Source organism: Rhodococcus sp. T7 (genome assembly GCF_009872365.1).
In the GTDB taxonomy this organism is placed as follows: Bacteria; Actinomycetota; Actinomycetes; order Mycobacteriales; family Mycobacteriaceae; genus Rhodococcus_F.
In genome coordinates this window covers 15,147-40,829 of record NZ_WXYH01000198.1, presented here as the reverse complement: position 1 = coordinate 40,829, position 25,683 = coordinate 15,147, and the positions used below count along the sequence as shown (strand labels likewise).

Annotated in this window: 26 protein-coding genes; 16 read left to right on the top strand and 10 right to left on the bottom strand. The window is 68.7% G+C overall.

All coding sequences use genetic code 11. From position 1 onward, the window contains the following. Positions 1–20: 20 nt before the first annotated feature. Positions 21–1,523, top strand: coding sequence for a sensor histidine kinase (locus tag MLGJGCBP_RS19155; protein WP_072937643.1), 1,503 nt, complete (start codon positions 21–23; stop codon positions 1,521–1,523). A 60-nt stretch (positions 1,524–1,583) separates the two neighbouring features. On the opposite strand, the gene MLGJGCBP_RS19150 is transcribed toward MLGJGCBP_RS19155, so the two are convergent. Together MLGJGCBP_RS19150 and MLGJGCBP_RS19145 are read right to left on the bottom strand one after the other, a co-directional pair. After that, on the bottom strand, positions 1,584–1,838 hold the full coding sequence (locus MLGJGCBP_RS19150) for a WhiB family transcriptional regulator (protein WP_073359278.1): 255 nt from the start codon (positions 1,836–1,838) through the stop codon (positions 1,584–1,586). 239 nt (positions 1,839–2,077) lie between these two features. Further along, positions 2,078–3,034: a diacylglycerol/lipid kinase family protein gene (locus MLGJGCBP_RS19145; RefSeq protein WP_160097590.1), complete on the bottom strand. Its 957-nt coding sequence runs from the start codon at positions 3,032–3,034 to the stop codon at positions 2,078–2,080. Between the two features lie 76 nt (positions 3,035–3,110). On the opposite strand from MLGJGCBP_RS19145, the gene MLGJGCBP_RS19140 reads away from it, so the two are divergent. Beyond that, positions 3,111–3,548 (top strand): hypothetical protein, encoded by a 438-nt coding sequence (locus MLGJGCBP_RS19140; RefSeq protein WP_160097589.1) that lies wholly within the window; start codon positions 3,111–3,113, stop codon positions 3,546–3,548. Between the two features lie 18 nt (positions 3,549–3,566). On the opposite strand, the gene MLGJGCBP_RS19135 is transcribed toward MLGJGCBP_RS19140, so the two are convergent. Both MLGJGCBP_RS19135 and MLGJGCBP_RS19130 read right to left on the bottom strand, forming a co-directional pair. Continuing rightward, positions 3,567–4,046, bottom strand: a complete 480-nt coding sequence (locus tag MLGJGCBP_RS19135; RefSeq protein WP_087556682.1) for a GNAT family N-acetyltransferase — start codon at positions 4,044–4,046, stop codon at positions 3,567–3,569. Then, the gene (locus tag MLGJGCBP_RS19130; RefSeq protein WP_160097588.1) at positions 4,043–4,654 is read right to left on the bottom strand and encodes an acid phosphatase; all 612 of its coding nucleotides are present in this window, start codon (positions 4,652–4,654) and stop codon (positions 4,043–4,045) included. The genes MLGJGCBP_RS19135 and MLGJGCBP_RS19130 overlap by 4 nt, the downstream gene beginning before the upstream one ends. A 69-nt stretch (positions 4,655–4,723) precedes the next feature. Here MLGJGCBP_RS19130 and MLGJGCBP_RS19125 point away from each other — a divergent pair, with 69 nt between their 5' ends. Continuing rightward, complete coding sequence (locus tag MLGJGCBP_RS19125) at positions 4,724–5,521, top strand: ParA family protein (RefSeq protein WP_087556680.1); 798 nt, start codon at positions 4,724–4,726, stop codon at positions 5,519–5,521. Here the strand turns inward: MLGJGCBP_RS19125 and MLGJGCBP_RS19120 are convergent. Both MLGJGCBP_RS19120 and MLGJGCBP_RS19115 read right to left on the bottom strand, forming a co-directional pair. Beyond that, positions 5,493–6,323 (bottom strand): SDR family oxidoreductase, encoded by an 831-nt coding sequence (locus tag MLGJGCBP_RS19120; protein WP_160097587.1) that lies wholly within the window; start codon positions 6,321–6,323, stop codon positions 5,493–5,495. The genes MLGJGCBP_RS19125 and MLGJGCBP_RS19120 overlap by 29 nt on opposite strands. 18 nt (positions 6,324–6,341) lie before the next feature. Next, complete coding sequence (locus MLGJGCBP_RS19115) at positions 6,342–7,163, bottom strand: NAD(P)H-dependent oxidoreductase (RefSeq protein WP_160097586.1); 822 nt, start codon at positions 7,161–7,163, stop codon at positions 6,342–6,344. Between the two features lie 100 nt (positions 7,164–7,263). Between MLGJGCBP_RS19115 and MLGJGCBP_RS19110 the strand changes: the two genes are divergently transcribed. Both MLGJGCBP_RS19110 and MLGJGCBP_RS19105 read left to right on the top strand, forming a co-directional pair. Then, a complete protein-coding gene (locus MLGJGCBP_RS19110; protein ID WP_160097585.1) occupies positions 7,264–8,250 on the top strand; it encodes a GlxA family transcriptional regulator in 987 nt (328 codons plus the stop codon). Positions 8,251–8,345: 95 nt separating this feature from the next. After that, a complete protein-coding gene (locus MLGJGCBP_RS19105) occupies positions 8,346–8,720 on the top strand; it encodes a VOC family protein (RefSeq protein WP_160097614.1) in 375 nt (124 codons plus the stop codon). Positions 8,721–8,729: 9 nt separating this feature from the next. Here MLGJGCBP_RS19105 and MLGJGCBP_RS19100 read toward each other — a convergent pair whose 3' ends face one another. Beyond that, complete coding sequence (locus MLGJGCBP_RS19100; RefSeq protein ID WP_160097584.1) at positions 8,730–9,944, bottom strand: Rv3212 family protein; 1,215 nt, start codon at positions 9,942–9,944, stop codon at positions 8,730–8,732. A 9-nt stretch (positions 9,945–9,953) separates the two neighbouring features. Then, entirely contained in the window at positions 9,954–11,567 is a 1,614-nt protein-coding gene (locus MLGJGCBP_RS19095; RefSeq protein WP_160097583.1) for a DEAD/DEAH box helicase, read from the bottom strand. Between the two features lie 322 nt (positions 11,568–11,889). Here MLGJGCBP_RS19095 and MLGJGCBP_RS19090 point away from each other — a divergent pair, with 322 nt between their 5' ends. Continuing rightward, positions 11,890–12,570: a ferritin-like fold-containing protein gene (locus tag MLGJGCBP_RS19090; RefSeq protein WP_124390358.1), complete on the top strand. Its 681-nt coding sequence runs from the start codon at positions 11,890–11,892 to the stop codon at positions 12,568–12,570. Between the two features lie 118 nt (positions 12,571–12,688). Further along, on the top strand, positions 12,689–12,919 hold the full coding sequence (locus tag MLGJGCBP_RS19085; protein WP_015890119.1) for a DUF3107 domain-containing protein: 231 nt from the start codon (positions 12,689–12,691) through the stop codon (positions 12,917–12,919). An 85-nt stretch (positions 12,920–13,004) separates the two neighbouring features. Here the strand turns inward: MLGJGCBP_RS19085 and MLGJGCBP_RS19080 are convergent, their stop codons facing one another. Then, positions 13,005–13,676 carry a TetR/AcrR family transcriptional regulator gene (locus MLGJGCBP_RS19080; RefSeq protein ID WP_087556674.1) on the bottom strand — a complete coding sequence of 224 codons (672 nt, stop codon included), beginning with the start codon at positions 13,674–13,676 and terminating at the stop codon, positions 13,005–13,007. A 224-nt stretch (positions 13,677–13,900) separates the two neighbouring features. Between MLGJGCBP_RS19080 and MLGJGCBP_RS19075 the strand changes: the two genes are divergently transcribed. The 3 genes from MLGJGCBP_RS19075 to MLGJGCBP_RS19065 all read left to right on the top strand — a co-directional run bounded on the left by MLGJGCBP_RS19075 (position 13,901) and on the right by MLGJGCBP_RS19065 (position 17,309). Next, positions 13,901–15,037, top strand: coding sequence for a DUF3152 domain-containing protein (locus MLGJGCBP_RS19075; protein WP_160097582.1), 1,137 nt, complete (start codon positions 13,901–13,903; stop codon positions 15,035–15,037). Positions 15,038–15,172: 135 nt separating this feature from the next. After that, positions 15,173–16,357: an adenylyltransferase/sulfurtransferase MoeZ gene (gene moeZ, locus MLGJGCBP_RS19070; RefSeq protein WP_160097613.1), complete on the top strand. Its 1,185-nt coding sequence runs from the start codon at positions 15,173–15,175 to the stop codon at positions 16,355–16,357. A 97-nt stretch (positions 16,358–16,454) separates the two neighbouring features. Then, positions 16,455–17,309, top strand: coding sequence for a TIGR02569 family protein (locus tag MLGJGCBP_RS19065; protein ID WP_072937656.1), 855 nt, complete (start codon positions 16,455–16,457; stop codon positions 17,307–17,309). On the opposite strand, the gene MLGJGCBP_RS19060 is transcribed toward MLGJGCBP_RS19065, so the two are convergent. Then, positions 17,306–17,974 (bottom strand): FadR/GntR family transcriptional regulator, encoded by a 669-nt coding sequence (locus tag MLGJGCBP_RS19060; protein WP_160097581.1) that lies wholly within the window; start codon positions 17,972–17,974, stop codon positions 17,306–17,308. The genes MLGJGCBP_RS19065 and MLGJGCBP_RS19060 overlap by 4 nt on opposite strands. 11 nt (positions 17,975–17,985) lie before the next feature. Between MLGJGCBP_RS19060 and MLGJGCBP_RS19055 the strand changes: the two genes are divergently transcribed. The 6 genes from MLGJGCBP_RS19055 to MLGJGCBP_RS19030 all read left to right on the top strand — a co-directional run bounded on the left by MLGJGCBP_RS19055 (position 17,986) and on the right by MLGJGCBP_RS19030 (position 25,681). Continuing rightward, the gene (locus MLGJGCBP_RS19055) at positions 17,986–19,236 is read left to right on the top strand and encodes a CynX/NimT family MFS transporter (protein ID WP_160097580.1); all 1,251 of its coding nucleotides are present in this window, start codon (positions 17,986–17,988) and stop codon (positions 19,234–19,236) included. Between the two features lie 131 nt (positions 19,237–19,367). After that, positions 19,368–20,780 carry an MFS transporter gene (locus MLGJGCBP_RS19050; protein ID WP_087556670.1) on the top strand — a complete coding sequence of 471 codons (1,413 nt, stop codon included), beginning with the start codon at positions 19,368–19,370 and terminating at the stop codon, positions 20,778–20,780. Positions 20,781–20,832: 52 nt separating this feature from the next. After that, positions 20,833–23,343 (top strand): nitrite reductase large subunit NirB, encoded by a 2,511-nt coding sequence (gene nirB / locus MLGJGCBP_RS19045; RefSeq protein WP_160097579.1) that lies wholly within the window; start codon positions 20,833–20,835, stop codon positions 23,341–23,343. Between the two features lie 81 nt (positions 23,344–23,424). Further along, complete coding sequence (nirD, locus tag MLGJGCBP_RS19040; protein ID WP_087556668.1) at positions 23,425–23,826, top strand: nitrite reductase small subunit NirD; 402 nt, start codon at positions 23,425–23,427, stop codon at positions 23,824–23,826. Continuing rightward, positions 23,823–24,980, top strand: a complete 1,158-nt coding sequence (locus tag MLGJGCBP_RS19035) for a uroporphyrinogen-III synthase (RefSeq protein ID WP_087556667.1) — start codon at positions 23,823–23,825, stop codon at positions 24,978–24,980. The genes nirD and MLGJGCBP_RS19035 overlap by 4 nt, the downstream gene beginning before the upstream one ends. Beyond that, entirely contained in the window at positions 24,977–25,681 is a 705-nt protein-coding gene (locus MLGJGCBP_RS19030) for a sirohydrochlorin chelatase (RefSeq protein WP_160097578.1), read from the top strand. Before MLGJGCBP_RS19035 ends, MLGJGCBP_RS19030 begins: the two co-directional genes overlap by 4 nt. Positions 25,682–25,683: the final 2 nt, after the last annotated feature.

Genomic DNA, 25,683 nt, shown 5'->3' with positions numbered 1-25,683 from the left:
GCTGACTGACACACCCCACGATGTCGACCCTGAGCGATCTGCTCGCCGAACACACCGACCTGCCCGGCGAGGCCGTCGACCACCTCCAGCGCGTCGTCGGCGAATGGCAGTTGCTCGCCGACCTCTCCTTCGCGGACGTCCTGCTGTGGGTCGGAGCGGACTCCGCGGCCACCAACCCGACCGGCACCGTGATCTGCGTCGCGCACTGCAGGCCCACCACCGCGTCGACCGCATTCCCGGAGGACGTCGTCGGGACCGTCGTGTCGGAGTCGGAACACCCGCAGGTACTGCAGGCGCTGCTCGAGGGCAACGTCGTGCGCCCCGAGGACGGCGGCGGGCACGCGGGTCTGCCGCCGCGCGGCGACGCGGTCCCGGTGCGGTGGAACGGCGAGGTGATCGCCGTCCTGAGCCGGGACACCAACCTGTCGCACCAGCGGGCGCAGAGTCCTCTCGAGGTCGCGTATCTGGACTGCGCCGAGGACCTGTGCCAGATGATCAGCGACGGCACGTTCCCGATCCGGGAGGCCCGCTCGGACACCAACTCGAGCCCCCGCGCCGGCGACGGCTTCATCCGCCTGGACACCGACGGCAGCGTCGTCTACGCGAGTCCCAACGCGCTGTCGGCGTACCACCGGATGGGCCTGAGCTCGGACCTGATCGGCCAGAACCTCGCCGCCACCACGCGATCTCTCGTGACGGATCCGTTCGAGTCGCAGGAGGTCGCCGGGTACATCCGCGACACGATCGCCGACAAGCCGGGCCGCCGGATGGAGATTGAGGCCAGGGGAGCGACCGTCCTGCTGCGGGCCCTGGTACTCAAACCCGGCGGGAAGCGGGTCGGCGCCGCCGTCGTCGTGCGGGACGTCACGGAGGTGAAGAGGCGGGATCGCGCCCTGCTCAGCAAGGATGCAACGATCCGCGAGATCCACCACCGGGTGAAGAACAATCTGCAAACGGTGGCGGCGCTGCTGCGGCTGCAGGCCCGCCGCACCAACAACGAGGAGGCCCGTCAGGCGCTCAGCGAATCGGTGCGACGTGTCACGTCGATCGCCCTCGTGCACGACACGCTGTCGATGTCGGTGGACGAAGAGGTGAACCTCGACGAGGTCGTCGACCGGCTCGTGCCGATCCTGTCCGACGTGGCGACGGTGAGCACGCCGATCAAGGTCCGCCGGGAGGGCAGCTTCGGGGTGTTCTCCGCGGAGCGGGCCACCCCGCTGGTGATGGTGCTGACCGAACTCGTGCAGAACGCGATCGAGCACGCCTTCGAACCGGGCGCCGCGGGCACGGTCACCATGAGGGCGGAGCGGTCGGCGCGCTGGCTGGACGTCGTGATCCACGACAACGGCAGGGGATTGCCGCCCGGTTTCAGTCTCGAGCGGTCCGACCGGCTCGGTCTGCAGATCGTCCGGACCCTGGTGGCCGCCGAACTGAACGGTTCACTGGGGCTGCACCCGGGCGCGGAGGGGGGAACGGATGCCGTGTTACGGGTACCGCTGGGCCGTCGTGGACCGCGGTACTGACCGGCGGGCAAGCAAAAGGCCCGGCACCATGTGGTGCCGGGCCCGTCTCCTTCTGAAGTATCAGACGGTGGTGCGGGCACGCGTCCGAGCGTTGCGGCGCTTGAGTGCGCGACGCTCGTCTTCGCTCATGCCGCCCCACACACCGGCGTCCTGGCCCGACTCGAGTGCCCACGAGAGGCAATCGGCGGTCACCGGGCAGCGGTTGCAGACAACCTTGGCATCAGCAATCTGCGCGAGAGCCGGACCGCTGTTGCCCACAGGGAAGAACAACTCGGGGTCTTCGTCGCGACAGATTGCCTTGTGGCGCCAGTCCATCCTTCTGCTCCTTAACTGGGTGCGTCGTGCACCGTTTCGTCTTCATGAGTTCATGTGTGCGTAGAGAATGTTTCCGCACTGTTGCTTGTGAATGCTTTCACGAACTGGCGGGATGTCAATAGAAAACCGCCGCACCGTGGGGGAGCTCACGTAGTTAGGCTGCCCTTCGAGGCGCGCCGTCCTTTTTACCCTGCGCCGGTGCTTCCCGCTAGGTGAAAACAGGGATTCTCGAGAATTGCTCAGGGTCGCGGCGGCGCGACGACATCCAGCGCGTCGGGCACCGACACGAACTCCACCACATTGCGAAGTCCGATGTAGTCGCCGTCCATCTGCAGTCCGATCGGCTCCGACGCGGAGATCCGCACACACGGCACGTCGTCGACCCGGACGAGTTTCTTCGCCTTCGGGCGGGTGCCGGGGGACAGCAGCTGGCGGGCGACCCGCAGGGTGGTGAGGATCGCGGTGGACCGCATCGCGAACACACCGAGGCCGGTGTCGTACGTGGTGTCGGGATTGGTGTGGACTTCCCGCTTGTTCAGATACGTCCAGGGACTCGCGTTCGACACGAAGGCGTAATGAACACCCTCGACGGGATCGCGATCGGGAACCTCGACGGTGAGCGTCGGCTCCGCGTACTTCGACCGGAAGAACACGCGCACCGCCGCGCGGACGTATTGCGCCGGTGTGGCGGGGCGCCCGTTCTTGCGGTGCAGGTCGACCGCCTCACACACCTGGGCGTCCCAGCCGACGCCCGCGTTGAACGTGAACCAGCGGTGATCGCAGTGGGCGAGCCCGATCCGGCGACGCTGCCTGTTGGAAAGGAGATCGATGAGCTGGTTGGTGGCGTCCACGGGGTCGGGCGCGATTCCGAGCGAGCGGGCGAACACGTTCGCCGACCCGCCGGGGACGACGGCGATCGGGGGGATCGGCCCCAGCGTCACCGCGCTCATCGACCTCGGGTCGGGGGTGCCGAGCAGCCCGTTGACCACCTCGTTCACGGTGCCGTCGCCGCCGTGCACGATGATCAGGCCCATCCCGTCGACGCAGGCCTGCTGTGCCAGTTCGGCAGCGTGGCCGCGATGCGTCGTGTGCGCGACCGTCAACCGGACCCGGCTCGACAGCGCGTGCGCGAGCAGGTCCCGCCCGGCCGGGGTCGTCGATGTGGCATTGGGGTTGACGATCAGCAGCGCGCGCACGGGGCCCAAGCCTAGCCGGGGCGGCACGTGTCACCGTCCGAGGCCGCCGGCGGCGCGGTGTTCTAGGCTGGCCGACGTGCCGAAGCCGTCTCTCAGCAAGTCCACGCCCACCACGGTCCGCGCGGCGGGCGCCCTGGTGTCGCTCGAGGGCGCGGTGGCGGTCGGTGTCGCCGTGGTACTGGTGGTCCGGGGGTTGCTCGGACACGACCAGAGCGTCAGCAGCGGATACGGCACCGCGGCCTGGTTCGCCATTCTCGGTGGCGCCGTGCTCGCCGCCGGGCTCGCCCTGATCTTCGGCAGGCGCTGGGGGCGGGCGATCGCGATCGTCGCCCAACTGCTGCTGCTTCCGGTGGCGTGGTCGCTGCTCACCGATTCGCACCAGCCGTTCTTCGGTGTGCTGCTCGGTGTCGTCGTGGTGGGAGCCCTCGGGTGCCTGTTCAGCAGCCCGACGTCGAAATGGATGGCCGCCGAGTACGGCGAGGAAGCCGACGTCGACAACCCGACGGAGCGCTGACCCACCGCGCGCGGAGCGCTAATCCACCTCGGACGCGAGGCGGCCGAGCGGATCCCCGGTGAGCCGGTACGTCGTCCACTCGTCCTGCGGGTGCGCGTCGAGGGACTCGTAGAACGCGATCGATGGCTTGTTCCAGTTGACCACCGACCACGACAGCCGCGTGTAGCCGTTGTCGACGCACTCCTTCGCGAGCGTGGCGAGTAGGGCCTTGCCGTGACCGGAACCGCGTTCGGACGGGCTGACGAACAGGTCCTCGAGGTAGATGCCGTGCGTTCCGTCCCAGGTGGAGAAGTTCCGGAACCACACCGCGATCCCGACGACCCGGTCGTCGTCGTTCGTCGCGACGTGGGCGAACGTGGACGGCTGCGGACCGAACAGGGCGTCGTCTATCTGGTCGTCGGTGACGGTGCACTTGTCGCGGGCCTTCTGGTGTTCGGCCAGTTCGTAGATCATCGCGGTGATCGCGGAGACGTCCTCGGGTACAGCGCGTCTGATCATCGGGCACCTTCCGTCGTCACGTTGTGGCTGACCACCTGTTGCGCCCCGTGCTCGAAGCCGAGAACGGAGTACGCGCCGGGCGACATCGCGAACCGGCGCCCCTCGCTGATGGGAAGCTCCGCCCAGCGGGCGATGAGCGCGCGGGAGAAGTGGCCGTGTCCGACCAGGATCACGTCGCGGTCGACGAGCTGGGAATGCGCGACGGACAGGACGAGGTCGCAGCGGGTGTGTACCTGCTCGGCCTGTTCGCCGCGCGGACACGGATGCGTCCACACGGTCCAGTCCGGCACCTGCTGCCGGATCTCGGGCGTCGTCATGCCCTCGTAGATGCCGTAGTCCCATTCGGCGAGCGCGTCCCAGGTGCGCTGGATTTTCAGACCCGCCAGCTGCGCCGTCTCCTGGGCGCGTTGCCGCGGGCTGACGATGACGAGGGGGTCGCGCAGGGCGAGGGCGTCCATCGCCGGGCCCACCTGCCGCGCCTGGGATTCACCCAGTTCGGTGAGGTGGACGTCGGTCCGGCCGGTGTGTTTACCCCAACGGGCCCATTCCGTTTCGCCGTGCCGGAGGAGGACGATCCGACGGCCGCGCGGCGAATCACTGGGTGGCATCCATCCATCATGTCAGTCAATCTGCGTGTATGGCTCGCCTCCGGCGACGAAGTAGGTAAGGATCGAGCCGTGACAACGGTTCTTGCAGTGGCAAATCAGAAGGGTGGGGTCGCGAAGACCACCACGGTCGCCTCTCTCGGCGCAGCGCTCGTCGCGCTGGGTCAGAAGGTTCTGGTGGTGGATCTCGACCCGCAGGGGTGCCTGACCTTCTCCCTGGGACACAACCCGGACCGCCTGGACGCCTCCGTCCACGAGGTGCTGACGGGTGACCTGGGGGCGCGCGAAGCGGTGATCGACACCGAGGACGGTGTCGCGCTCCTGCCTGCGACGATCGACCTCGCGGGCGCGGAAGCGTTGCTGCTCATGCGTCCCGGTCGTGAGTTCGCCCTCAAACGCGCACTGGCGCCGCTGCTGGACGACTACGACACGGTCATCATCGACTGTCCGCCGTCGCTCGGTGTGCTCACGCTCAACGGGCTCACGGCGGCGCAGTCGGTACTGGTTCCGCTGCAGTGCGAGACGCTCGCCCACCGCGGTGTGGGGCAGTTGCTGCGGACGGTCACCGAGGTGCAGCAGATCACCAACCCCGACCTGGTGCTGCTCGGCGCGCTGCCGACGCTGTACGACGCGCGCACGACCCACAGCCGGGACGTGCTGTCCGATGTGTCCGACCGCTACAACCTGCCGGTCCTCGCGCCGCCGATTCCGCGGACGGTACGGTTCGCGGAGGCGACGGCGTCGGGTGCCACGGTGCTGGCGGGGCGCAAGAACAAGGGCGCCCAGGCGTACCGGGACCTGGCCGAGAACCTCGCCAAGCACTGGGCGGGATCCGAGCTCGCTACGTTTTCGCCTGGAAGTGCCGAGTAAGTTCCTCCGGCGTGGGATTCCACGCGGCGGGCCAATCCTGTTGGCGTAACTGGGCATCCGTGCCGCCGTCGGCGAACACGACGCTTCCGCAGAACAGTGTCGACCCCGGTCCGAGCAGGAATTCGACGAGTGCGGCGATTTCGTCCGGACGGCCGCGCCTGCCGAGCGGCACCGGATAGAAGTCGAGGGCCTTCGCCAATTCGGGGTCGAGGTCGTCCCCACTGGTCATCGGCGTGTCGATCATTCCCGGCGCGATCGCGTTGAGCCGGATTCCGTTGCCGATCCAGTCGGGCCGCACCGCTTCCCGTCGAATCCACCAGGCCAGCGCGAGCTTGGACGCCGGGTACGCGGGGATGGCGGTCACTTCGTCACCGATCCGCACCGCGTCCGCCTCGGCGGCGCGCAGGCACGCGGTCACCAAATTTTCGGGAACTCCGGGCTGGGTGGTGGTGCTGCTCGACGAGATCACCACCACCGAGGCGCCGTCGGCGCGTTCGAGGGCGGGCTTCAGGGCCGTCACGAGTTCCACGGCCCCGAAATAGTTGACGGCGATCAGCTTGCCGCCCGGGACCTGGGACAGCGACCCGAGTCCGGCGCAGCAGACGAGGCCGTCCACGACACCGCCGCTCGTCTCGGTCACGGCGGCGGCCGCCGCGGCCCGGCCGCCGGGGGTCGACAGGTCGGCTGTCACGTCGGTGTGTGCGAGGTCGACGCCGATGACGGTGTGGCCGCCGGCCTCGAGGGTGCGGCGGCTCGCCGCCCCGATGCCCGAGGCCGCGCCGGTGATCACGTAGGTTGCCATGCCGTGAATTAGAACACGTTACACCGCGCAGTGGGTGGGGACTTCGGCGTCCGATCCGCGTGTCCCGGACTTCGCGTCGGTGTAATGGGCGCGCAGTCCCGTGACGCCGGGTGCCCGGTCCTCGCGGAGCACGAACCGATCGTCGTAGTCGCCGCCGTTCTGCGAGCGGAAGGGCAACGGCGCGTCGGTGAACAGGCTGGACACGCGATCGATCAGGCGGGCCGCGACGCCGGGGTAGTGCTCGGCGGCCAACCGGTCCGCACTGTCGATCAGGGCCGGCGGCAGCACGGACATCCCTGTGTACCAGAAGATTCCGTGGTGGATCGGGAACAGGACCTCGTCCATCTGGCCGTTGATTCCGCGCGGGCCCGCGCTGTCGGCGCTGCCGCCGAAACTGACGACGGTCATCGCCCGCTTGCCGGCGAGGGTCCCCTCGCCGTACCGCCGGGTGGAACCGTCCTCGCGGCGTATCCCGTACCCGTAGCCCTCGACGAACACGCGGTCGAACCAGCCCTTGAGGATCGCGGGCATGCCGTACCACCACAGCGGGAACTGCACGATCACCGCGTCGGCCCACCCGAGTTTGCGCTGCTCGGCCAGGATGTCGGGAGCCAGGGTGCCCTCGGCCAGCGCCTGCCCGGACCGTGCCCCCACCAGCAGGCGGCCGCTCGGATCGTGTGCGAAGTCGTCCGCGGTCACCACGGGATTCCATCGCATCGCGTACAGGTCCGAGGTCCGGATCTCGTGGCCGGCGCCGCGCAGTGCCGCGAGGGCATCGCTGCGCAGTGCCGCGTTCAGGGACTTCGGCTCGGGATGTGCCGACACCCACAGGATCTTCATGGTCCACCTTTCGCTCGGTCGCCTTCGGCACTTCCGATCATGGATCCGCGCACGCCGCCGCACCAGTGGCCGGCGAGACACTATGTGAAATAATCGGGCCATGTACGAATCGAGGGGTGAGCGGGCCGGGCGACGGCATCGCGTGGTCGTGTTCGTGCGCGACGGCCTGCTCCCGATCGAGTTCGGTATCGTCCACCGACTGTTCGGCGAAGCGCGATCGCGGGACGGCGAACCGCTGTACGAGGTCCTCACGTGCGCCCTCGCTCCCGGTCCCGTTCGCACCGACACCGACGTGACGCTGTCGGTCGAGCACGGCCCGGCGCTGCTCGGCACCGCCGACACGGTCGTGGTCCCGGCGTCCGATCAGGATTACGACCCGCCGGCGGACGGCGGGCTGCCCCGCCACCTCGCGGACGCCTTCGCGCACATCCGGCCGGGCACGCGCGTGGCCTCGATCTGCACCGGTTCGTTCGTTCTCGCGGCCGCCGGTCTGCTGGAGAACCGGCGCGCCACGACGCACTGGAAGTCGGCGGACGCGTTCCGGCGGCTCTACCCGGACGTCCACCTGGACCCCGGCGTGCTCTACACCCACGACGGCCCCGTGCTCACCGCCGCCGGCGTCGCCTCCGGAATCGATCTGTGCCTGTACATGATTCGTGTCGACCACGGTGCATCGGTGGCCAACGAGGTGGCGCGCGGAACGGTCGTGCCGCCTCATCGCAGCGGCGGTCAGGCGCAGTTCGCCACCGCGCCCGTCCCGGAAACGGACGGTGCATCGACATCGGGAGCGCGGGCCCGGGCGCTGGCCCGCCTCGATCAGCCGCAGTCGCTGCGGGAACTGGCCGCGGGGGAGTCGATGAGCGTGCGCACGTTCACCCGGCGATTCCGCGCCGAGACGGGGATGTCGCCGACGCAGTGGATTCTCGAGCAGCGGATCACCCGCGCCCGTGAACTGCTGGAGAACACCGACCTGCCGGTGGACGACGTGGCCGGGGCCGCGGGATTCGGCACCGCGACGTCCTTGCGGCAACACCTCGCGCGCACCGTCGGCGTCTCACCTTCCGCGTACCGAGCCACCTTCCGCTGACGGGCACGCGGTGTGCCCATTCGTCCAAGTGCGGCGCAGTGCCCGGCGCTAACGTCGGGCCCATGACGGACACGCCTCGGAACAACGCTCTGACGATGCGCGCTCAGCCGCTCCTCACCGTCGACGACGTCGAACGGGCAGGCGAGTGGTACCGGAAGGTCCTGAACGCGCGCAGCGGTCACGGTGGACGGGAATACGAGCAACTCCTCGTCGACGGGCACATGATCCTGCAACTGCACCGACTCGACGAGGGCCATCACCACGGCACCATCGGCGATCCGTCACTCGCGAGGGGAAACGGGGTGGCGATCTGGTTCGAGACGACCGACTTCGACGGGACCGTCGCGCGGGTGCGGGAGGCGGGAGCCGACGTGGTCACGGACGTGCACGTCAATCCCAATGCAGGACATCGCGAGATCTGGCTCCGCGATCTCGACGGCTACCTCGTGGTGTTCGCCGAACCCGCCTGAGCGGCGACCTCAGCGCAGCGCCACGACACCGTCGCCGCGCTGTTCGAGCACGACGTCGCCAGCCACGGTCGTGGTGATCGGCTCGGTCGTGGTATCCCGCGCGACCGGGATCGTGCGCAGCAACGCGCCGTTCGACAGATCGAGCACGGCGATCCCGGATTCCACCGGAACCAGCAGGTTCCCGGCCATCACGGCGCCCGGGCCGAGAGCGCCCGGGAAGGTCCAGCGGGGAACGAGATCGGACGCGCCGAGCGCGACGACATCCGAACCGGTCCACCAGGTGACCACCGAACTGCTCGCCGACGTGACGGAATCCGGTCCGATCTTCAGGGCCAGCGCGTATTCGGACACGGCGTTGCCGGTGCCGTCGAACAGGCCGATCCGTGGTCCGGTCGTCCTGCCCGCGGGCAGATAGACGGCGGTGGTCTCACCCGACACCCCGAGGATGCGCGCACCCTCGACGCCGGCATCGACACCCGCCAGGACGCTGGACCCGTACTCCTCGGGTTCCTGATTGTCCTTCGGCGAGGGGTTCATGACCGTCAGCCGATCGGCCACCTCGCCGGGGCAGCGCTCGAGCACGGACAGCTTGCTGCTGCTCGAACCGGCGTCGATCAGCGTGCATCCGTTGCGGGGCTGCTTCTTGGGATTCACCGGAGCGTCCACCCGCCCGTACTCGACGGTGCGCACGAGGTCGGAGCGCCACAGTTCCAGACGGCGGTCGCCGAGGGACGCCACATAGGTTCCGTCGGCGGTCAGCGTCACATCGGGATCGGCGTCGCTGTTCCGCTGCGCCAAACGCTCACCGGTGCCGCCGTCGAGTTCGGTGACCTGGGAGCATCCGCGGTCGTCGCGGTAGACGGCCACGACCTTCTCCCACGACGCCGTCACACCGCACAGGTCGAGATCACGCTCGTACCGCCACAGCTCGGTGCCCGACATCCGGTCCCGGCCCACGACGTCGCCGCCCTCGGCGGTGACGACGGCACCGCCGACGACGAGAGGCGCGGTGGTGACGGAACTGGCGGAGTCCCAGATCGGGCTCAGCGTCTCGGGGACCGTCAGGGCCGTGACGAGCGCAGGCGGCGGTTCTGCGGCGGTGATCGAGGTGGTACCGCGGGCATCGCTGCGGAACCACACCACGGTGAGGGCGACCACGACCGCGACGGCGATTCCGGCAGCGACGACGAGATCGGCGCGTGTGCGCCGCTCAGGTGCGAGCACGGTGGTTGGTTACTCCGCGTTCGTCGCGGCGGCGCCGACCTTCGTGGTTCGGCGGCGACGGCGCCGGCGGGGCTTGGAACCCTCGCCGTCGGCGTCCGTGCCGGGCGCTGCGGATTCGGGTGCCGTCGGCTCCGGCGACTTGGGGCCCACGGAATCCGCGGGACGGCCACCACGCGTGCGGCGACGGGTGCGGGTGCGGGCCGGACGCTCCGTGCGCTCGGCCTTCTCACCCTTCTCGCCGTTCTCGGTGTCGGTGTTCTCGGTCTGGGCGGGCGCAGCCTTCTCGGCCCGGGGGCGCTTGATCGTGCCGGTCGCCTCGGCCGGGATCGACAGTTCCTCGAACAGGTGCGGGGAGCTCGAGTACGTCTCGACCGGATCCGGGATACCGAGGCCGAGAGCCTTGTCGATGAGCTGCCAGCGGGGGATGTCGTCCCAGTCCACGAGCGTCACGGCGATGCCGGTGCGGCCTGCGCGACCGGTGCGGCCGATCCGGTGGACGTACGTCTTCTCGTCCTCCGGGCACTGGTAGTTGATGACGTGGGTGACGTCGTCGATGTCGATACCGCGGGCCGCGACGTCTGTCGCGACGAGCACGTCGATCTTGCCCGAGCGGAACGCCTTGAGGGCCTTCTCGCGGGCCACCTGGTTGAGGTCGCCGTGCACGGAACCGACGGCGAAACCGCGCTCGGCGAGTTCGTCCGACACCTTCTGCGCGGTCCGCTTGGTGCGCGTGAAGATCATCGTCGCGCCGCGGCCGTCGGCCTGCAGCACGCGGGCCACCATCTCCGCCTTGTCGAGCGCGTGCGCCCGGTAGATGTGCTGGCTCGTACGGTCGTGGACCGCCGAATCGTCGGCCTGCTCGGCGCGGATGTGCGTCGGCTGGGTGAGGAACGTGCGGGCGAGCGTGATGATCGGTCCCGGCATGGTCGCCGAGAACAGCATCGTCTGGCGCTTGTCCGGCACCATGTTCAGGATGCGCTCGATGTCGGGCAGGAAGCCGAGGTCGAGCATCTCGTCGGCCTCGTCGAGAACGAGCACCTCCACCTTGCCGAGGATCAGATGACCCTGGTTGGCGAGGTCGAGCAGACGGCCGGGGGTGCCCACGACGACGTCGGCGCCCTTCTGGAGCGTCGCGATCTGGGTCTCGTACGGGCGGCCACCGTAGATGGCGAGGACCTCGAGGGGCTTGTTCTTCTCGCCCTTCAAGTACTTCGCGGCACCCTCGAGGTCCTTGGTGACCTGGATGCACAACTCGCGGGTGGGGACGATGACCAGCGCGCGGGGAGTGCCGTCGAGTGCGGCCGTCCCGGTGGTGCCGGTGGAGATGCGGTGGAGCAGCGGGACGCCGAACCCGAACGTCTTGCCCATGCCCGTGCGGGCCTGACCGATCAGGTCGTCGCCGGCGAGGGCGAGAGGGAGCGTGAGCTCCTGGATGGCGAACGTGCGCTCGATGCCGATCTCGTCGAGAGCGCGGACGATCTCGTCACGAACTCCGAGTTCGGCGAAAGTGGGGGCGACGTGCGTGGAGTCGAGTTGCGCCGACAGTGTGGTCTCGGTTGCGTCGTCTTCATGGTCGACAGTGATCTTGCTCAGGGGTCTAGCCTTCCTCGTAGCTGCACGCACGCACGAGGTAAGGGCCAGGCCGCTGGTCGGCCCGATTTCCCAGTCGACGCTCGTCGATGTCCTCTTCCGAGTCGATCCTGCCTCTGCCTCAGCGCAGAAATCGAAGATTTCGGCGAGGCGCGGCTGGGACCGTCGATCAGGTGCGCGCACATTATCGGTGGGAACCGCCGATCGGATCGTGATAGATCATCACTCGAACCGCGTTCTCTACGGAGACGAACGTGGTGACGAGCGGTTGCCCACGATCATTGTAGCCGGAGAACGCTCCACAACTGGTTACGCATGGCAAACATCACTGCCCGACGCACTAGGCTGTGGCGCCATGGAGCCCAACACCCCTGCATCCACTGATTCCACGATTCCCGCTGATCACCCCGGTGTCAGTGAACTCTTCGCGGTCCTCGCATACGGCGAGATCTCCGCGTTCTACCGGCTGTCCGAAGACGCGCAGATGGCGCGGACCCTGCAGGGCAAAGTGGCGCTCGCAAGCATGGCGGCCGCCGAGATGGGCCACTTCGAGATGCTCGAGAAGGCGCTGACCGCACTCGGCTTCGACATCTTCGAGGCCATGGATCCGTTCGTCCGCGCCCTCGACAACTACCACGCGTCCACCACCCCCTCGACGTGGCTCGAGGCGCTGGTGAAGGCGTACGTCGGTGACGGGATCGCGGCGGACTTCTACCGCGAGATCGGCCACTCGATGCCCGCCGAGGTCTCGCGGACCATCGAGGAGGTGCTCTCGCAAACCGGCCACTCCGAGTTCGTCGTCCACGAGGTGCAGCAGGCCATCAAGGCCAGCAACCGCGACAAGGACCGCCTCATGCTGTGGGGCAGGCGACTGCTCGGCGAGGCCATCACGCAGGCGCAGTTCGTCCTGGCGCAGCGGGAGGCGCTGACCGAACTCGTCATCTCGGCATCCGGCGACCTCAACGGCGTCGTCGCACTGTTCGACCGCATGCAGGAGATGCACGCCGAACGCATGGCCGTGCTGGGACTGGTCTAGACGGCACCGGTTTGCCGGTGTTCGCTCAGGGCACAGCCCACAGACGCGCACCGGCGACGGCCACTGCATTAGCCTGGCCAGGACAGCTGATGTTTCTCGGAGAGTTCGGAGGTTGACCGTGGAGGTCAAGATCGGTGTAATCGACAGCCCGCGTGAGCTCATCGTCAGCAGCGAGCAGACCCCGGACGAGGTCGAGACATTGGTCTCGGGCGCCCTCACCGGTGGCGACGGGATCTTGTCTCTGGAAGACGACAAGGGGCGTAAGTACCTCATCCAGTCCAGCAAGATCGCCTACGTGGAGATCGGCCCGTCCGATATCCGCAAGGTCGGATTCGCTCCGACGAAGTGAACGCAGTCGGACTCGCTCCGACCACGTGAACACACGAGAAAGGGCCCGCAGTCGAATCGACTGTCGGGCCCTTTCTCGCGTGTGATCAGCGCTGTTCGGGATGCAGCGGCACGCGGGACAGACCGCCCCACGCGAGCGTGACCGTCGTGTCGACCGCTTCTTCCTTCGGGATCGGGCGTGCCGCCTCGAGCCAGTACCGCGCGGTGAACTGGCTGGCGCCGACGAGGCCGACGGCGAGGATGCGGGCCCGGTAGGGGTCGAGCCCGGAGTCGTGGCTGACGAGGTCGAACACGGCGTCGACGCACGCCTCGGTGGCCTGCTCGACGCGGGTCTGTACCTGCGGTTCACCCATGAGGTCGGACTCGAACACGAGCCGGAAGCCCTGCGAGTCGTTGTCGACGAAGTCGAAGAACGCCTGCACCGCGGCGCGGACACGCTGCTTGTTGTCGGTGGTCGAGCGCAGCGCCTGCCGGACACCCGAGATCAGGCTGTCGACATAGCTCTGCAGCACGGCCACGTACAGCTCGAGCTTGCCGGGGAAGTGCTGGTAGAGGACGGGCTTGCTCACACCGGCGCACTCGGCGATCTCGTCCATACCGGCAGCGTGGTATCCGCGTGTGACGAAGACCTCGCTGGCTGCGGCGAGTAGCTGCAGTCGCCGGGCGTCGCGGGGGAGTCGCGTGCTGCGACGGGCCCCGGTGCCCTTTCCGGTGTTGGCATCGCGATCGGAGTTCGTCCGATCCGCGAGTTCAGTCATAGCGCTTCCTATCTGCACAAGTATTCCGCGTCACATTCTGTGTAACTGTGTGAACGATACCCGCGCGTAGTGAACCGTTCATGGTGGACTCGCAGGACTCGCCCGGTCAAGGATATTGCCTGTCCGGTAACTGGGGTACCGCAGGGGTTCGGGGCAGCTGGTGATCCGGGTAGCCGCGACGTTGCGGGCTGCATTCCCGTGACACGCCGGATGACCTGCGGACGATGCACTGGGACGGGGCGGCGCCGGACTGTGAGATTCTGGGCTGCGTGACTGACCGAGGAGGACCGCGTGTTCGCGGCCGGGCTCCCCAGAGTTCCGAGGACGGGGAGCGACGATCGCGCAGCATCGACCAGCGTGACGTCGGTCCCCGCGCCTCGCAGTCGGCACCGCAGGCGCAGTCGCATCAGCCGCTCCGCGCGCAATGGGACCCGACCAGCCGCGACGTCGGCCGTCCCCGCACCCCGCGCCCCGAACGGCAGGCCCGGAAGCAGAGCCGGATCGGCCGGTTCGTCTCCACCTACGGCTGGCGGGCGTACGCGATCCCGATCCTGCTGGTGGTCACCGTGCTCGTCGTGTTCGACGCGGTCCGCGACACCGGCGGCGGCGAGACCGCGGCGGCAAACGATTCCCCCGGATTCGGCACCCTGTCCCGCGACACCGACGGTTCCAGCGTCATCGGGGTCCCGCCGGAGGCCGACGGAAACTTCGCCGCCGAACTACCTTCGGGCGCGTTGCCCGAGGGCGGTCCGTTCACTGCCGTGGGCGCCGGCACCTGGCACGTGGTTCCCGGCAACGGGACCAAGGTCGGGCAGGGCACCGAACGCGAGTTCACGTACAGCGTCGAGATCGAGGACGGAGTCGACACGTCCGGATTCGGCGGCGACGAGTCGTTCGGCCGGATGGTCGACCAGACGCTGTCGAATCCGAAGAGCTGGACGAAGGACCCGCGGTTCGCGTTCCGCCGCGTCGACCAGGGGGATCCCGACTTCCGGGTGTCGCTGACGTCGCAGATGACCATTCGCGAGGCGTGCGGCTACGACATCCAGCTCGAGGTGTCCTGTTACAACCCCGGCATCGACCGTGTCGTCCTCAACGAGCCCCGCTGGGTGCGCGGCGCCATCGCGTTCCAGGGCGACATCGGGTCGTACCGGCAGTACCAGATCAACCACGAGGTCGGGCACGCCATCGGCTACCAGGACCACCAGCCGTGCGAGACCGAGGGCGGTCTCGCGCCGGTGATGATGCAGCAGACGTTCGGGACCGCCAACAACGACATCGCCCAACTCGACCCCGAGGGCGTCGTGCCGATGAACGGGCTGACCTGCCATTTCAATCCCTGGCCCTTCCCGCGGGCATGAGTCTGGACCGGTCCCGCGCGACTGTGGGCGGGAGGGGAAGAATGGACCCTGTCGGGGAGTTGAAGTCAATGCTGTCCGACATATCGGAAGCCGTCGCGCAATCGTCAGGAGTGGGCCGTGTCGCTTGACCGTTCTGTGAAGACCACCGAGGCGCTGCCGCCGCTGGTGGAACCGGACGCCGAACTTTCCCGCGACGAGGTGGCGCGGTACAGCAGGCACCTGATCATTCCCGACGTCGGCATGGCCGGCCAGAAGCGTCTGAAGAACGCGAAGGTCCTCGTCATCGGCGCGGGCGGCCTCGGCTCACCTGCGCTGCTGTATCTGGCGGCCGCCGGGGTCGGGACGCTCGGCATCGTCGAGTTCGACGAGGTCGACATGTCGAACCTGCAACGCCAGGTGATCCACGGCCGCTCCGACGTGGGCCGTCCCAAGGGCGAGAGCGCGCGCGACTCGATCCGCGAGATCAACGACAACGTCGACGTCCGGTTGCACGAGTTCCGCCTCGAGCCCGACAACGCCGTCGAACTGTTCGAGCAGTACGACCTGATCCTCGACGGCACCGACAACTTCGCGACCCGGTACCTCGTCAACGACGCCGCCGTCCTCGCGCACAAGCCGTACGTGTGGGGCTCGATCTACCGCTTCGAAGGCCAGGCGTCCGTGTTCTGGGAGGACGCGCCGAACGGGCGCGGACTCAACTATCGCGACCTCTACCCGGAGGCGCCCCCGCCGGGCATGGTGCCGTCGTGCGCCGAGGGCGGCGTGCTCGGCGTGCTCTGCGCGTCGATCGGTTCGATCATGGCCACCGAGGCGGTCAAGTTGATCACGGGCATCGGCGAATCGCTGCTCGGACGGCTGATGGTCTACGACGCGCTCGACATGACGTACCGCACCATCGCGTTGCGCCGGGATCCGGCGCGCACTCCGGTGACCGAGCTGATCGACTACGACGCGTTCTGCGGGGTGGTGTCCGACGAGGGGCAGGCCGCGGCGGCCGGTTCGACGATCACGGCCACCGAACTGCGCGACCTCCTCGACTCCGGCAAGGAGATCGAACTGATCGACGTGCGCGAGCCCGTCGAGTGGGACATCGTGCACCTGCCCGGTGCGGTGCTGATCCCCAAGGACCGCATTTTGTCGGGGGAGGCGCTGTCGGAGCTTCCGCAGAACAAGCCGATCGTGCTGCACTGCAAGACCGGCGTCCGGTCGGCGGAGGCACTGGCAGCGCTGAAGAAGGCCGGGTTCTCCGACGCCACCCATCTGCAGGGTGGCGTGATCGCGTGGGTGAAGCAGGTGGACACGAGCCTGCCCGTCTACTGACCCCTGCCCGTCTGCCGGCCCGGTCGCGGCGTATTGCCGTCGCCGGGCCAGCGCGCCTTGCGCTGTCACCGGCCCACCCGGCGGTAGCGTTGAGTACGTGAGCACCGGTCAACCCCCTCAGCACGTGTGCTCCACGTTCGGCCTCCGGGAAGTCGAGCCCATCCCACTCGGTGCGGACTGGGACGGCGGGTGGCTCTGTGGAGACGTGGTCCTGTCAGCCGTCGCCGACCACGCGCGCGCCGCGTGGTCCGCCAAGGTCCGCGAGACGCTCGAGGTGGAAGGGGTGCGGCTCGCCCGTCCCGTGCGGTCCACCGACGGCAGGTACGTGGTGTCCGGGTGGCGCGCCGACACGTTCATCGAGGGCACACCCGAACCACGTCACGACGAGGTGGTGTCGATGTCGGGGCGGCTGCACGCCGCCACCTCGCAACTCGACCGTCCCCGATTCCTGGTGCAGCCCCCGGTCGCGCCGTGGGCGGAGGTCGACGTGTTCGTGGCGGCGGACCGGGCGGCCTGGGAGAAGATCCCACTGCGCAGCGCGAAGGGCGCCGAACAGCTCGAGACCCCGTCCCCGGACGGTCGCAAGAGTCTGGAGCTGATCACCGGGCTGGCGACGTTGCGCAAGCCCGTCACGTGCCCGGATCAGCTCGTCCACGGCGACTTGTTCGGCACCGTCCTGTTCGCCGGTGCGCTCGCGCCGGGGATCACCGACATCACGCCGTACTGGCGCCCCGCGTCCTGGGCGGCGGCGGTGGCGGTGGTGGACGCCATCTCCTGGGGCGGGGCCGACGAGGCCCTCATCGGGCGGTGGGAAGACCTGCCCGAGTGGCCGCAGATGCTGCTGCGGGCGGTGCTGTTCCGCCTCGCCGTCCACGTGCTGCACCCGCGGTCGACCGCGGAGGCGTTCCCCGGACTGGCCCGCACGGCCGACGTGGTGCGCCTCCTGCTCTAGGTGGTGAGCAGTTCGGCGAACAGGTCGCGGGCGGCGGTGGTCGCCGCGGACTCGTCGCCGTCGACGATCGCCTGGATCAGGTGCCGGTGCTCGTCGTGGAATCCCGCCCCCGTCGCGTGCACGTGCAGGTCGACGGTCTGGGCGATCGAGGGCAGCAGCGAGTCGTAGAACTCGAGGTACACGGCGTTGTGGCTCGCTTCGACGATCGCGCGGTGCAGGGTGACGTCGGCCTCGACGGCGGTCTCGGTGTCGGACTCGGCCCAGCATCGGAACCGCTCGTCGAGCAGGCTCTGCAGTCGGGTGATGTCGTCCGGGGTGCGTCGCCGGGCGGCGAGGGCGGCAGCGGTGACGTCGAGCGCCTGCCGCAGTTCCGTGACGTCGCGCTCGTGCGCACCTGCGAAGTACTTGCCGAGCGTGCCGCCGACGTCGGAGGTGGCGACGACGTACGTGCCCGATCCCTGCCGCCGTTCCAGCAGCCCCGTGTGGACGAGGGCCTGCACCGCCTCACGGACGGTGTTGCGTCCCGTTCCGGTGAGTTCGGACAGCGCCGGCTCGGTAGGAATCTTCGCGCCCACCGCCCACCGGCCGCTGCAGATCTCGTCGCGCAACTGCTCGGTCACCTGTGAGATGAGACTCGAGCGACGCACGGGTTTTCCAAAGGTCATCCTGTCATCCTATGATTTCTCTCGTGACTCTTCTACGCGGCCGCCTCCTCGTCTTCTGCGCGATCGCCATGTCGGCTCTCGTATTGAGACTTGCGGTGACCTCGTTCACCCCGCTGGCCTCGCAGATCCGGGAGGACATCGGATTCTCGCCCACCGTGGTCGGAGTGTTCGGGATGGTGCCGACGGCGATGTTCGCGCTGTTCGGCCTGGGAACGCCGGCCATCGCCAAGCGGTGGGGCCTGGAACGGACCGCGCTCGTGGCGATGCTGATGGCCGGAGTCGGCATGCTCACGAGAGCGCTGATGAGCGACACCTGGTCGTTGCTGGCGCTCTCGGCGCTCGCGCTGGCCGGCATGGGAATCGGCAACGTGGTGATTCCGCCGCTCGTCAAGCGGTACTTCTCCGACCGGTTGGCCGCGATGAGTTCGGTGTACATCGTCGGGGTGCAGATCGGCACCATCGCACCGGCCTTCGTGGCCGTCCCGCTCGCCGAGGCGTTCGGCTGGCGCCTCTCGATCGGAATCTGGGCGCTCCTCGGCTTCGCCGCGGCGCTGCCGTGGATCTTCCTGCTCACCCGCGAACGACGTCGCACCGTGGTCGTCGCGGCGGAACCGCCGACCGATGTGCAGACCGAAAGCCCGCACGGAAAGGCCTGGCGTTCGCCCGTCGGCTGGGGGATGGCCGGCATGTTCGGGATGACGTCGATGATCACGTACTCGATGTTCACCTGGATTCCCGACATCCTCTCCGACGCCGGCGCGAGCGAGGCGTTCGGCGGCGCCATGGTGGGACTGTTCTCGTTCATGGGTCTCGTCGCCGCGTTCGGCGCCCCCACCCTGTGCGCCCGCATGCGCAACCCGTTCCCGGTCGTGATCGGATGCGCGGTCTGCTACCTGGTCGCCTTCAGCGGACTGCTGTTCGCCCCGATGAGCGCACCGATCCTGTGGATCGTGCTGCTCGGGCTCGGTCCGAGCACGTTCCCCATGGCGCTGACGCTCATCAATTTCCGCACGCGCAGCCACCTCGGCTCGGCGACACTGTCCGGTTTCACCCAGGGCGTGGGCTACGCCGTCGCGTGCCTCGGACCGCTACTGTTCGGGGTGTTCCACGACGCCTCCGGCGGATGGACCGTGTCGTTCGGATTCCTGACGTTCGGCGTGGTGATCCTGCTCATAGCGGCGTTCCAGGCGTGCAAGCCGCGCATGCTCGAGGACAGCTGGCACGTCGAAAACGAGCCTGTGGACGCTCTTCGACACGTCTAGGAAACATGCAGGAAACCTCACATCGCCCCCGTCGAAAAGTGAGGATCAGTTGACGTTGCGGTCACCGACCGCAGCACCGCCGCAACACCGGTTTTCTACCTTTGGGTCTCCCACACAACGAGGAGGCCCGGGTGAACAAGCACTACATCGAGCACTGGGACGCGGAAGACGTCGACGCCTGGGAGGCGGGCGGCAAGGACATCGCCAAGCGGAACCTGATCTGGTCGGTAGTCGCTGAGCATGTCGGCTTTTCCGTCTGGTCGATCTGGTCCGTCATGGTGTTGTTCATGCCGACCGACGTCTTCGGGATCGACGCGGCGGGCAAGTTCTTCCTCGTCGCCGTCCCCACTCTCGTCGGCTCGATCCTGCGGATCCCGTACACGGTCGCGACGGCCCGCTTCGGTGGCCGCAACTGGACCGTCTTCAGCGCCCTCGTCCTGTTCGTCCCGACGCTGTTCACCCTCTACCTGATGATGAACCCGGGGGCGTCGTACACGACGTTCATCCTCGTCGCCGCACTCGCCGGCGTCGGCGGCGGCAACTTCGCCTCGTCGATGACGAACATCAACGCGTTCTACCCGCAGCGGCTCAAGGGCTGGGCACTCGGTCTCAACGCGGGCGGCGGCAACATCGGTGTCCCAGTGATCCAGGTCGTCGGTCTGCTCGTGATCGCCACCGTGGGCAACACGGACCCGTGGATCGTGTGCGCCGTCTACCTGGTCTTCATCGCCGTCGCCGCGGTCGGAGCGGCCCTGTTCATGGACAACCTCGGCAACCAGAAGTCCGATCTCCGGGCGATGGCCAAGGCGCTGAAGTTCTCCGACTCGTGGGTCATCGCCTTCCTCTACATCGGCACGTTCGGATCGTTCATCGGATTCAGCTTCGCGTTCGGCCAGGTGCTGCAGATCAACTTCCTCGCCGGTGGCGCCACGCCCGCCGCGGCCGCCCTGCACGCCGCGCAGATCGCGTTCATCGGACCGCTGCTCGGCTCCATCGCCCGCCCGATGGGCGGCAAGCTCGCCGACCGCATCGGCGGCGGCAAGATCACGCTGTACACGTTCGTCGCCATGGCGCTCGCCGCCGCAGTGCTGGTGACCGCGGGCACCGTCGACGACGGCACGCCCGGTGCGGCCACCGCCGGAGTACTGGTCGCGTTCGTATTCGGCTTCATCACCCTGATCCTGCTGGCCGGCATCGGCAACGGCTCGGTCTACAAGATGATCCCGTCGATCTTCGAGGCCAAGGCGCAGGGGCTCGAAGGGCTGAGCCGCGACGCCAAGGCGGCGTGGTCCCGGGCGATGTCCGGTGCCCTCATCGGTTTCGCCGGTGCCATCGGCGGCCTCGGCGGCGTCGGAATCAACCTGGTGCTCCGCGCGTCCTACGGCGGCACCGCGAAGTCGGCGACCATGGCGTTCTGGGTGTTCCTCGCCTTCTACCTCGCCTGCATCCTCGTCACCTGGTTCGTCTTCCTGCGCCGCCCGTCCGTCACCCGTGGTCTCCCCGTCACCGACGGCGACGACGAAAAGGTGTCCGTCTCGGCGTGACCTCCCGCAGTACCGCACGAACTCGAGTAATTCAGCTAGAAGGAGCGACGGCATGAGCCGCAAGTCAGCAGTGGTCATCGGGCACGGAATGGTCGGACATCGATTCGTCGAGGCGTTGCGGGCACGCGACGAGTCTGACGACTGGTCGGTGACGGTGCTCTGCGAGGAGCCCCTCCCCGCATACGACCGGGTGGGACTGTCCTCCTACGTGGGGGCGTGGGACCCCAAGGAGCTTGCGCTCGCGGGTAACGACTACCCGGACGACGCCCTCGTCGACCTCCGGATCGGCCGCAGGGCCGCGACCATCGATCGGGAGTCCCGCAAGGTCACCACCGATTCGGGTGAGGTCGTCGGGTACGACGCCCTCGTGATGGCCACCGGTTCCTATCCGTTCGTGCCGCCGATCCCCGGCCACGACCGGCCGGAGTGCTTCGTCTACCGCACGCTCGCCGACCTCGACGGCATCCGCAAGCGGGCCGACGCGGCCGGTCCCGGCGCCGTCGGTGTCGTGGTCGGCGGCGGTCTGCTCGGACTCGAGGCCGCGAACGCCCTCAAGTTGATGGGCATGACCCCGCACGTGGTCGAGTTCGCTCCCCGGCTGATGCCGCTGCAGGTCGACGAGGGCGGCGGCGCGCTGCTCGCCAACCTCGTCACCGATCTGGGGCTCACCGTCCACACGGGCGTCGGCACGGCGGGCATCACCGAGGGCCCGGACGGGATCAGCGTCGAACTGTCCGACGGCTCGGTGATCGAGGCCGCGCTGCTGGTGTTCTCCGCGGGTGTGCGGCCGCAGGACCAGCTGGCCCGCGACGCGGGACTCGAGGTCGGCGAGCGGGGCGGGATCATCACCGATCTCGGTTGCCGCACGTCGGACGAGAACATCTACGCGGTCGGCGAGTGCGCCGCGGTGGAGGGCAGGTGCTACGGCCTCGTCGCTCCCGGCTACACCACCGCGGAGATCGTCGCGGACCGGTTGCTCGGCGGGGCAGCGGAGTTTCCGGGCGCCGACCTGTCCACCAAGCTCAAGCTGATGGGTGTGGACGTCGCCAGCTTCGGCGACGCCCACGCTCAGACCCCCGGCGCACTGGAGGTCGTTCTCAGCGACGCCGCCAAGGGCACCTACGCCAAGCTCGTCGTGTCCGACGACGCGAAGACGCTGCTCGGCGGCATCCTCGTCGGCGACGCCTCCGCGTACGCGTCGCTGCGTCCCCTCGTCGGCCGCGAACTGCCCGGCGATCCGGCCTCGCTCATCTCGCCCGCGGGGGAGAAGCCCGGCGCCGGGTCCCTGCCCGACGACGCCGAGGTGTGCTCCTGCAACGGCGTCACCAAGGGTGCGATCTGCGGGGCCATCGCCGACGGCGCCTGCGACATCGCGCAGGTCAAGAGCTGCACCAACGCCGGCACCACGTGCGGCGGCTGCCTGCCGACCATCAAGCAGCTGCTCGCCTCGTCCGGAGTGGTGATGTCGAAGGCGCTGTGCGAGCACTTCGAGCAGTCCCGCGCCGAGCTGTTCGAGATCGTGCAGGCCACCGACACACGCACGTTCTCCGCGCTGATCTCGAAGTACGGAACGGGCTCGGGCTGCGACATCTGCAAGCCGGTCGTCGCGTCGATCCTGGCATCCACCGACTCGGACCACATTCTGCACCGCAACCAGGCGGGACTGCAGGACACGAACGACCACTTCCTGGCCAACATCCAGAAGAACGGCACGTACTCGGTGGTGCCGCGGATGCCCGGCGGCGAGTGCACGCCCGAGCAGCTCATCGTCATCGGCGAGGTGGCCCGCGACTTCGGCCTGTATACGAAGGTCACCGGCGGTCAGCGCATCGACCTGTTCGGCGCCCGCGTCGAGCAGCTGCCCGCGATCTGGAAGCGTCTCGTCGACGCCGGCATGGAGTCGGGCCAGGCGTACGGCAAGTCGCTGCGCACCGTGAAGAGCTGCGTCGGATCCACCTGGTGCCGGTACGGCGTGCAGGACTCGGTGGGTATGGCGGTCGACCTGGAGAACCGGTACCGCGGTCTGCGGTCCCCGCACAAGATCAAGTTCGGTGTGTCGGGTTGTGCCCGCGAATGCGCCGAGGCGCGCGGCAAGGACGTCGGCGTCATCGCCACCGAGAACGGCTGGAACCTGTACGTCGGCGGCAACGGCGGCCAGTCCCCGAAGCACGCCCAGCTGCTCGCGGGCGGTCTCGACGACGAGACCCTGATCCGGTACATCGACCGGTACCTGATGTTCTACATCCGCACCGCGGACCGGCTCCAGCGCACCGCGCCGTGGGTCGAGTCGCTGGACGGCGGACTCGACCACCTCAAGGCCGTGGTGTGCGAGGACAGCCTGGGCATCGCCGCCGAGCTCGAGGCGGCCATGGCCAAGCACGTTCTCGGTTACAAGGACGAGTGGGCGGGTGTGCTCGAGGATCCGGAGAAGCTGTCGCGGTTCGTGTCGTTCGTCAACGCACCCGAAGAGGCCGATCCGACCGTCGCATTCGACGACACGGGTGTCCGGAAGGTCCCGGTGTTGATGGGAATGCCGAAATTCGCAGCTTCTACGTCGGAGTAATCCCCGCTTAACGCTGCGGAAACACCCACCACGAACTATGTATCCAAGCACGGATACACACCAGCCCGAAGGAGGACTGTGATGACCGTCGTCGACATGAACGTCCACAGTGCCAGTGGAACCAGGTTCGAAAGCGTCAAGTCGGGCCGTCTCGAATGGACGTCCGCGTGTCCGCTCAGCCGGCTGATCCCCGGTCTCGGGGTGGCGGTGCTGCTGCGGGGCGGGGAGCAGGTCGCACTGTTCCTCCTCGAGGACGGATCCCTGCACGCCGTGGGCAACATCGACCCGTTCGGGCGCGCGGCCGTGATGTCCCGCGGCCTCGTGGGAGACCGGGCCGGGGAGCCCACCGTGGCGTCGCCGCTGCTCAAGCAGGTGTTCTCGCTGGTCGACGGTCGCTGCCTCGACGACGAGTCGGTGCGGCTGCCCGTGTACGACGTGCGGGTGTGGGCCGGCGTCGTCCAGGTCCACAGCACGCACGCGTGAACGACGCGGCGCCGCTGTGCGGGTTCACGATCGGGATCACGGCGTCCCGGCGTGCGGAAGAGTTCGCCACACTGCTGACCCGGCGGGGTGCCACCGTGGTGCACGCTCCGGCCATCCGCATCATCCCGTTGGCCGACGACACGGAACTCGAGCGCGTCACGCGCCAGATCATCGACAACCCGCCGGAGATCGTCGTCGCGACCACGGGGATCGGTTTCCGCGGCTGGATGGAGGCCGCGGACGGCTGGGGTGAAGCGGAGGAGCTGGGCCGGGCCCTGGCCGCGAGCCGACTGCTGGCCCGCGGACCCAAGGCGAAGGGCGCGATCCGGGCGGCGGACCTGCGGGAAGAGTGGTCGCCCGCGTCGGAGTCGTCCGCCGAAGTGCTCGATCACCTGCTCGGCGAGGGCGTCGAAGGCAAGCGCATCGCGGTCCAGTTGCACGGCGCCACCACCGAGTGGGAGCCCGTCGCGGACTTCTGCGAGGTGCTCCGCTGTGCGGGCGCCGACGTGATCGCCGTCCCCGTCTACCGGTGGACGCCGCTCGAGGACCAGGCCCCGATGGACCGGATGATCGAACTGATCGCCTCCGGCGGTCTCGACGCGGTCAGCTTCACCAGCGCACCGGCGGTGGCCTCGCTGCTGACCCGCGCCAAGGAGACCGGAATGATCGAGATGGTGCTGCACTCGTTCCGGCACCGGGTCCTCGCGGCCTGCGTCGGACCGGTCACCGCCGGACCGCTCCGCGAACTCGAGGTCCCGACGACCATGCCGGCCCGCTCGCGGCTGGGTGCGCTCGCCCGCCACATCGCCGACGAGCTGCCGCGGCGGGCGAACAAGATCCACACCGCCGGACACGAGCTGAGCATCCGCGGCGGATGCGTCGTCGTCGACGGCGAGGTGCGCCAGCTGCCGCCCGCCGCGATGTCGCTGATGCGCACGCTCGGCGCCCGGCCCGGCCGGGTCGTCCCCCGGGACGAACTGCTCGCCGCACTGCCCGGCGGCGGCGGCGACACCCACGCCGTGGAGACGGCGGTGGCCAGACTGCGTGCGTCCCTGGGCGCACCGAAAGCAGTCCAGACGGTGGTCAAGCGGGGATACCGCCTCGCGCTCGATCCCGTCGACTGCGTCGATTCACGTGAGGAGGGACAGCAATGAACGAGACAGCACTGGTACTGGTGGCACACGGCACGCGAAGTCCCCGGGGCGTGGAAATGATCGCCGCGCTCGCCGACGCCGTCGCCGAGCAGGTCGGACCGACCCGGGTGTCCTTCGTGGACGTTCTCGGGCCGTCACCCGCCGAGGTGCTCCGCGACATCACCGGGCCCGCCGTCGTGGTGCCGGCATTCCTCGCGTCGGGCTACCACGTGCACACCGACGTTCCGCGGGAGGTCGCCGACAGCGGCCATCCCTCCGTCGCCGTGACCCGGGCGCTGGGACCGGACCCCGTTCTCGCGGACGTCCTGCTGCGGCGGCTCGTCGACGCGGGCTGGCGGCCCGGCGACGCGGTCGTGCTCGCCGCGGCCGGCTCGTCCGACCCGCGGGCGCTGCGCGACGTCCGGCGCGCCGCGGCGATGCTGTCGGAGCTGGTGGCGTCGCGGGTCCGGATCGGCTACGTGGCGACCGCGCAGCCGCGCGTCCCCGACGTGGTCGCCGGATTGCGGGCCGACGGCGAGAAGCGGGTGTTCGTCGCGTCGTACCTCCTGGCCCACGGACTGTTCCACGCCCGCCTCGCCGACGCCGGTGCGGACGGGGTGGCGGAGCCGCTCGGCGTCGATCCGGCGATCGTCGATCTCGTCGCGGACCGCTACCGCAGCGCAATCCCGGCCGCGGTGCGCGCCTTGTCGTACCAGCGCTGAAC